General features: G+C 33.2%; 7 protein-coding genes. 3 read left to right on the forward strand and 4 right to left on the reverse strand.

Annotation, left to right across the window (positions count from 1 at the left end):
• The coding region (locus tag WBY99_RS08890) for a helix-hairpin-helix domain-containing protein (protein ID WP_423975976.1) at positions 1-1,324 on the forward strand (1,324 nt) is incomplete at its 5' end.
• A 65-nt stretch (positions 1,325-1,389) separates the two neighbouring features.
• On the opposite strand, the gene WBY99_RS08895 is transcribed toward WBY99_RS08890, so the two are convergent.
• Entirely contained in the window at positions 1,390-3,264 is a 1,875-nt protein-coding gene (locus WBY99_RS08895; RefSeq protein WP_423975977.1) for an endonuclease, read from the reverse strand.
• Between the two features lie 228 nt (positions 3,265-3,492).
• On the opposite strand from WBY99_RS08895, the gene WBY99_RS08900 reads away from it, so the two are divergent.
• Both WBY99_RS08900 and WBY99_RS08905 read left to right on the forward strand, forming a co-directional pair.
• The gene (locus tag WBY99_RS08900; protein ID WP_423975978.1) at positions 3,493-5,712 is read left to right on the forward strand and encodes an NADP-dependent isocitrate dehydrogenase; all 2,220 of its coding nucleotides are present in this window, start codon (positions 3,493-3,495) and stop codon (positions 5,710-5,712) included.
• 132 nt (positions 5,713-5,844) lie between these two features.
• Entirely contained in the window at positions 5,845-6,462 is a 618-nt protein-coding gene (locus WBY99_RS08905; RefSeq protein WP_423975979.1) for a hypothetical protein, read from the forward strand.
• Between the two features lie 88 nt (positions 6,463-6,550).
• Here the strand turns inward: WBY99_RS08905 and WBY99_RS08910 are convergent, their stop codons facing one another.
• The 3 genes from WBY99_RS08910 to WBY99_RS08920 form a co-directional block, all read right to left on the reverse strand.
• Entirely contained in the window at positions 6,551-7,144 is a 594-nt protein-coding gene (locus tag WBY99_RS08910; protein WP_423975980.1) for a hypothetical protein, read from the reverse strand.
• Positions 7,145-7,154: 10 nt separating this feature from the next.
• The gene (locus WBY99_RS08915) at positions 7,155-7,640 is read right to left on the reverse strand and encodes an RNA polymerase sigma factor (protein ID WP_423975981.1); all 486 of its coding nucleotides are present in this window, start codon (positions 7,638-7,640) and stop codon (positions 7,155-7,157) included.
• Between the two features lie 311 nt (positions 7,641-7,951).
• Positions 7,952-8,551 carry a hypothetical protein gene (locus WBY99_RS08920; RefSeq protein WP_423975982.1) on the reverse strand — a complete coding sequence of 200 codons (600 nt, stop codon included), beginning with the start codon at positions 8,549-8,551 and terminating at the stop codon, positions 7,952-7,954.
• Positions 8,552-8,667: the final 116 nt, after the last annotated feature.

Consider the following 8,667-nt stretch of genomic DNA (forward strand, 5'->3'; position numbering starts at 1 on the left):
AAATACACCACTTCCTTTTTTAGAAAATTTAAATACAGGAAATTCTAGTACAAAAAAAGCTCATTTAACAGAATTTAATCCCAATAACCTCAATGAAGAGCAATGGATGAATTTAGGATTCTCTAAGCGGCAAGTCGCAACGATTCTTAAATATAAATCAGTAGTTGGCGGAAATTTTACTTCAAAAGAACAGCTCAAGAAATGCTATGCCATTTCCGAAGAAAAATATACAGAACTCGAACCCTATTTGATGCTTTCTGACAATGTAAAAAAGTCTAATTTATCACAAAATTACGGCAGTTATTATAAACCAAGAACAACTTCTTATCATTACACCACCTCTTCTAATAAAGGCTTGTCTATTCCTGGGAAATTTAATCCAGATTCTTATAACACCAATGATTTCATCAATTTAGGTTTTACAGAAAAGCAAGCAAATTCTATTTTGAAATACAAAAATTATCTAGGTGGAAGTTTTATCAGTAAAGAAAAATTTAAAGAATGCTATATTATCAGTGAAGAAAATTACAGAAAACTAGCTCCTTATTTACTTCTTCCAGAAAGAATTTCCGAAAATAGGTTTGATAAAAAACAGCTTCCCAACTATACTATATCTTCTGAAAAGCCAGCGATTACTTATTCGAATTTTGATCCTAACACCACTAATCTTGAAGGTTGGAGAAATCTTGGATTTTCTGAAAAGCAAGCATACGTCATCATTAATTACAGAGACAAGAACCTGAAAGGTGGCTTTAAATCTTTAGAAGATATTGCCCGATGTTTTGTAATTTCAGCAGAAAAATTTGAACAAATAAAACCGTTTATCATTTTAAATTCTGAAAATACAAGTAGCAAAAATTCAGACCATCAACCTCTTAGTTCAAACAACTCGCAAAACCAACAACCTTCCAAAACCATCAATAACGCAGAAACAAAAACAGATTTCAAGAAAACAGATTTGAATGAAATAACTTTCAAACATTTAATAGAGTTTGGTTTTGATGAAAAAAGCGCAGGAATGATTATTGGTTTTCGAAAAAAATTAGGTGGTTTTGTGAACAAACAACAAATTATCGACACTTATGATATTGATAAAGATCTGGCACAAAAACTTGTGGCAATTGCAAATCTCGATGACTCCAAAGTTGCGAAATATACTTTGGTAGATGCGCCCGAAGAATGGCTAAAAAATCATCCCTATTTTAAATATTCTGCCGACAAAATTATTTATTACCGAATTTCGTATCCTGATGAAAAGAAAATCTGGAAATTCATTAAAGTAAAACCCGAATACGAAACTCGAATGAAAATGTATTTGAAATAGTTGTAAAAAAATCTCCTCAAAAAAATAATTTCGAGGAGATTTTAATTGAAAGATTTGGCGGGAATTTATTTTTTAATAAACTTCAAAGTTTGATCATCGAGTTTCAAAATATAAATTCCAGAATTCAAATTTTGAACATTCACTGAGTTTTTATTTTTAAACGGAACGTTTTCTTGCTGAATAAATTTCCCCGTAATATCGAAAATAGTAGATTTCTGAACTTTTTCTAATTGTTTTCCTTTGACATATAAAGTATTTCCTATCACAGGATTCGGGTAAATTGACCAATTATTTTCAGTAGAAATATTGAGGTCAGAGGCTGCCAGAACCCCCAAGTTTTCGCAATAATCTACAGGATAACTTTGCCATTCCGAAATTGAAAAATTTTTGGTAGGATTCGTAACTGAAGGCAATCGGTAAAGAGAAACATTTCCTAAAGTGGCTGAATTATTAGCTCCATAAGTTCCCATCGCATCGATCGTGGTAGTGAGGTATTTCAATTCCAAATAATTACTTCCATTGAAAGTCATTTGTGGAGCTGCGGTAACTAATTTTGCTTGCTCATTAGTAATGCATGATAAATTGGCTCTGGGATTTAGGACGACAAACGTTTCGTTATGCCCTATTGTTCCTTCCATTTCATAAGGAGCTGGGGAATAATAATTCGTTCCGCTATAAAATTGAATATTCAATCGGTAATTATTCAGATTAATGGTATGCCCGGTTTTATTGGTGATTTCATAAGCTTTATTATTATCAGTTCCATTGATGAATTTTGTAATCATTAAATCTTTTGCAAAAACATCAGAATCCAAAGTTGTTACAGAAATCAAGTTGCTTTCTGCCGATTCCATATAATTATCGCTATAGGCTTTTACCGTAAAATTGTAAGGCGTAGAAGGTAAAAGATGATCAACACTCAATGAGTTTGATTTTGTATAACCTACATAAATTCCATTTTGGTAAATTTTATACCCCAAAACATTTCCATCTGAAGATGCATTCCAATTCAAAGTTACAAAATAGGCACTTGTTTGTTGGGCATTCAAGTTTACGGGCACTTGTGGAGCGGTTACAGATCGAGTTTGATTCCAAATTAAATTTACCCATTCCGGATGATCAATGAACGGATTTCTATTTTTTTGAAGACCATAAACTGCATTGTTTCTGGCAATTTCGGAAGCAGAAACGGGATCTTGGTTGTGCCATTTCAGAAGCATTGCGACATACCAATCTTCGTATGCTTTTTCTTCTGAACCATCCAAAGGACAAACATCATTTGCCTGAGTAGTTCCTTTAAAAAAATTAAAAGTATTGAGCTTTCCTTCATATCTCATTACAAAATAAAGCAATGATCTTGCAATATCTCCTTTGAATTCATTTCGTGGTTCATACACTCTTCCTGTATAAGCCGAATTCGCTGTTCCGTTCGGGCTAATTTTAGAACCATTCGTAAAAGTATAAAAAGGATTAACCCCAGTTTTTGCCTCTCCGTAAGGATAATTGCTTCTCAATTGATTAATTCTTGCATCTGCCGGAATAATATAAAATAGATCAGAATACATCGGATAATTGCTATTGTAAGTACTTTGCGGCATTTGATGCTCCCGATTCCAACCCAATCCTTCTGCATTTGCAGATGAAATAAGATTTTCTGAGGTATAATGATAAGCGGTTGTCCCCGTTGGGTTATTGGAGTATAAATCCAATAAAATAGTGGTGTTGCTTGCATTGTAATCGTAGAACTTATCAATATCAGTTAAGTTGCAATACGTTTTCAGATCATCATAATTCCAATTGATATTTTTAGATACAATATCATGAAGTTTTGATTTTAATGCGTAACCGCTAAGCCCAGAAGTCCCGTCGTAATATCCTGAAGGAGCCTGAGAAAATCCGAAAATCGGAATTAAAAAAGATAAAAATAAAATTCTTTTCATTGTTAAAATTTTGGAATGCTAAATTAATAAAATAACTGATGTTTGAAATGAAAATACCATTAATTTTAAATGAGCCATTTTTTTTAACTGCAAAAGGCACAAAAACTTTATTCTAAAAAAATCAAATTCTTGTATTCAAAGCCAATAATTCGGAACAAATACTCCCAAATCTGCCCAAAATTCACTACTTTTGTGCTTGCTTAATTTTAAAATTAAAAATCAAATATAATGGCAGAAAAATCAAAAATCGTCTACACTTGGACAGACGAGGCGCCGATGTTGGCAACTCATTCTTTTTTACCTGTTGTACAAGCGTTTACCAAAACTGCAGATATCGAGATTGTACCAAAAGACATTTCACTATCCGGAAGAATCCTAGCTAATTTCCCGGAATATCTGAAAGACGATCAAAAAGTAGAAGATGCTTTGGCTGAATTAGGTCAATTGGCAACTACTCCAGAAGCAAACATTATTAAACTTCCGAATATTTCAGCGTCAGTTCCTCAGTTGGATGAAGCGATTGCCGAATTACAAAAACACGGTTTTGCTTTACCAAATTATCCTGCTGAACCGAAAAATGCAGATGAGGAAGCCATTAAAAACAAATACGCTAAAGTTCTTGGTAGCGCTGTAAACCCTGTTCTTAGAGAAGGAAACTCAGACCGTAGAGCACCGAAAGCGGTTAAGAATTACGCAAAAGCAAATCCTCACAAAATGGGCGCTTGGTCAGCAGATTCTAAAACTACCGTAGCGAATATGAAAAGTGGAGATTTTTATGGTACTGAAAAATCGGTAACGATAGAGAACGACACTCAATATAAAATTGAATTCTTTGGAAATGATGGTTCTGTGAAAGAATTAAAAGGATTGTCTCCTTTGAAAGCTGGGGAAATTATCGATTCTTCTGTAATGAGTCTTTCTTCTTTGAAAGCTTTTGTGGCAGAAGCAATGGCAGAAGCGAAATTAGCAAATGTTCTACTTTCTGGACATTTGAAAGCGACGATGATGAAGATTTCTGACCCAATTATTTTTGGAGCGATCGTAGAAACTTATTTCAAAGATGTTTTCGAAAAATACAAAGATACTTTCAAGCAATTAGATATAAATCCAAACTTCGGATTAGCAACTCTTTTTGAAAAAATTTCAGGCAACGAGAAAGAAGCAGAAATTAAAGCGGATATCGCACAAACGATTGAAAATGGACCAAGAATCGCGATGGTTAATTCTGACAAAGGAATTACCAACTTCCACGTTTCTTCCGACATTATTGTAGATGCTTCTATGGCCGCTTTAATTAGAGGTGGCGGTAAAATGTGGAACAAAGAAGGAAACGAAGAAGATACGGTTGCCATGATCCCGGACAGATGTTACGCAGGATTTTATCAAGCAGCGATTGATGATATGAAGAAGCATGGCGCACTTGATCCTAGAACAATGGGTTCTGTTCCCAATGTTGGATTAATGGCGCAGAAAGCCGAAGAATACGGTTCTCATGATAAAACTTTCCAATTATCTGCAGATGGAACTGTAAAAGTTTCTGATGCTAACGGAAATATATACATGGAACAACCAGTTCAAACAGGAGATGTTTTCAGAATGTGTCAGGTGAAAGATGCACCGATTCAGGATTGGGTGAAATTAGCGGTGAACAGAGCAAGATTATCTGATACACCAGCAGTTTTCTGGTTAGATAACCAAAGAGCGCATGACCGTGAAATGATTAAGAAAGTTGAGAAATATCTGAAAGATTACGACACAACTGGTCTTGATATCCGAATTTTGAATATCGAAGATGCGATGACTTTCACTTTAGAAAGAATCAGAAAAGGTTTAGATACCATTTCCGTTTCTGGTAATGTGTTGAGAGATTATTTAACAGACCTCTTCCCTATTTTAGAATTAGGAACTTCTGCGAAAATGCTTTCTATCGTTCCGTTAATGAATGGCGGTGGATTATTCGAAACAGGAGCAGGAGGTTCTGCACCGAAACACATCCAGCAATTTATTCACGAAGGTTATTTGCGTTGGGATTCTTTAGGAGAATTTATGGCATTACAGGCGAGTTTAGAACATTTGGCTCAAACTCAAAATAATGATAAAGCACAGATTCTAGCAGATGCTTTAGATGTTGCAAATGAGAAATTTTTGGCTAATGATAAATCACCTTCAAGAAAAGTGGGTTCTATCGACAACAGAGGTTCGCACTTCTATTTGGCAATGTATTGGGCAGAAGCACTAGCCACACAAACCAAGAATGCCGAAATGGCTGAAACCTTCAAACCAATTGCGAAAGCGATGGAAGAAAATGAAGCAAAAATAAATTCCGAATTAATTGGTGCACAAGGAAAACCTCAGGATATTGGTGGATATTACTTCCCAAACTCAGAGAAAACTTATGCTGCAATGAGACCTTCAACAACTTTGAATACTATTATTGATGGAATTTAATTAGATTATTAAAATCTATTTTTTTTAATAAATTTAAACACTCCTCGATTTGGGGAGTGTTTTGTTTTGTATTCCAGTTAGATAGCATGAAAATAATTTTCGCTAAATTTGCTTGTACCAAAAAAACATACCATGAAAAAACTAATGATTGCGACCTCAGTTCTGCTGCTTGTCGCCTGTTCCAAAGAAGAAAAGGTCAAGACCGAGAAAACTGGCAGTTTGTCAGATCTTGTTTCATCCGCAAAAAGCTACAGCAAGGTGAGCAGCTCCATGCAAGATGTTACAAAAAATATTGAGAACTTAAAGAATATCCCGCCACTTACCAATGAAGAATTGAAAGCCGTTTTACCCGACCAATTATTAGGTTTAAAAAGGAAAGAACTTTCAGTTGGTGACAACGCCATGATGAATTTATCAACTGCCGAAGCGAAATATACAGATGACAACAATAAAAAAATTAAAGTTGAAATCATCGATGGTGCCGGCGAAACCGGAAGTGCAATGGTTTCTATAATGATGTTGGGAATGAACGTGAATCAAGAAAAAATTACGGAAACTGGTTTCGAAAAAAGCACTGAAATTAATGGTGCAAAATCCATTATTTCAGAAGATAAAAAAAGTGAAAAAATTAGTTCAAAAATTCAGACTGTCCTAAAAAACCGATATCTACTAACTTTAAATGCAGATGGATTTTCTTATGATGAACTTTCAAAAGCCATTGGAGAACTCAATACTTCTGCTTTAAAATAGAAAGCATTTTTATAAAAATCAAAACTTCCTGAATCGTTCGGGAAGTTTTGTTTTCATAGAGTCCTTTAAATTTTGAATAATTTGTAAACTATTTTAGATTCGCGGTAATCTGTGTAATCTGAGAAATATATTTCCCATATAATCTTTTAAACCACCATGTTCCTATAAAATAAAGCAATAGCAAAGTGAAGATGCAAAGTCCCAAAAACGTCACAATAAATTCGGCACCTCCAATATTTTTTAGATTAGGGATAAATTCAAACATCAGCAACATTTCAGCAACCACAAACGGTACAAATGAAATGTAAAATGATAAATAATACTGCTCATTTAATTTGAATTGATAACTTAAATCTCTCAAATTTTCTACGGTATTAAAATCTACAGTTGTTAGGTTTTGATATAAATTAAAAAACTTAAAAAAATAGAAACTCGTTACCAACATTTGCGCTGAAACCAAAGTGATCACATAGACTTTGAACCTAAAAATGTGCATATCCTTCAACACAAAAAAGAGTATGATTAAAAGAAACATAACCACAGTCCACCAAAATTCCTGACGCATATTTTTGCGGATCTTTTCCAATGGCAAATGAATTTCCTTTTGCTTTTCCAATGAAATTTTTGGAGTTTCCGAAACGTCTTCTTTATCCCAAATATTTTTTAATTGATCTAATTCCATTATGTTGAATTTAAATAAGTTGTTTTAGTTTTTCCTTTGCACGATTGAGTTTTACCCTTGCATTAACTTCTGAAATCCCCATATTTTCTGCGATTTCCTTTCCTGAATAACCCTGTAAATAATAGAAAATTAATGCTTTGTCGATTTCATTCAATTGCTGAATTGCTTTATACATTTTCGCCAGTTTCTTTTCCTGATCATCATCATAATCATCAGCAACAATTTTAAAATTTTCTACTTCATCATTTTTAATGAAACTTCGCTTCTTTTCCGATTTTAAAAATATAATTGCGGTATTTAAAGCTACGCGATATAACCAAGTTGAAAACTGACTTTTACCTTCAAAAGTTGGATAGGCTTTCCACACCTGAAAAGTAATTTCCTGGAATAAATCTTTTTGATCATCGTAATTATCCATGTACATTTTAGAAATCTTGAAAATCACGCCTTTGTGCTTTTCAATTTGTTCTAAAAATTCTTTTTCTAATGAAGACATATTCTGGTTTTCTGAGAAGTTAGTACCTAAAATAAATATTTGTTACAATTTTTCGTAAAAAAGAGATATCCTGCAACGGTTTACTTCAGATTCGGCAAAGCAAATTCTTAGATTAGAAAATAATTAAAAAAAATTACTTCGCACCGCCACTCTCTTTTTCGACATTCGTTTTGGTATTCTCTTTTACTTTTTGATTTCCGAATCTTTAAACTAATGAGAAAGAAACTCCGTACCAATCGAATGTTCCGATGTTTCGGAAAGTTCCAATCGGTGCAAATGTAGTGCTGTCAAAAGAGGGTTTCATGAAGAAGTTATTTAATCTTACGGTTGCTTCCATTTGCAGAGCTGGGAATATTTTGGTCGCAGAAAATGTATGAAAAACATTCATATTTTTTATAATCTAAGAATAATTTTTGCGCCTCTTGATAATTGCCTAATTCTAATTTTAACAAACCAATATTAAAATTGACAATATTATAGATGTCTTGGTTGTTTTTGGAAAAATCTCGTGCTAATAGATAATTTTCTAAAGATTTCGAATAATCTGATGTGAAATAAAAATGATTTCCTTTCAATAAATAACCTTGTGCAATATTATCAAAATTCTGACTCTTTTTCGAAATTACGATCATGCTGTCCAAATAGGAAGGATCAGATTTGCATCGATATAGAAATTGAAAACCGTCTGCAATCTTGGTTTCATTATTTTCCTTTTTTCCTTTCAAAAGAATACAGTTTGCATATAATGTTGCTTTTTGTGAATCGCTTTTTATAATTTTATAAAATGCCGTTTCTAAAAATTCGAAGCTTTTGCCCTTCAAAGAATCTGGAGCCAGAAAAGCTTTTATACTTTGAGAAAAGTACAAGTTTAAAGAAAAACCGAATAGAAAAAACACAATAATTTTCTTCATTATTTTTACGCAATAATTTTATTTTGTCCAAGCAATTCTAGATTTGATTTCTGCTGTAACAGATTGATTAATCCACATCAGAACAAATTGAATTTACATTTTAGGAATGTTGTAAA

The organism is Kaistella sp., from assembly GCF_049588135.1.
GTDB lineage: Bacteria > Bacteroidota > Bacteroidia > Flavobacteriales > Weeksellaceae > Kaistella.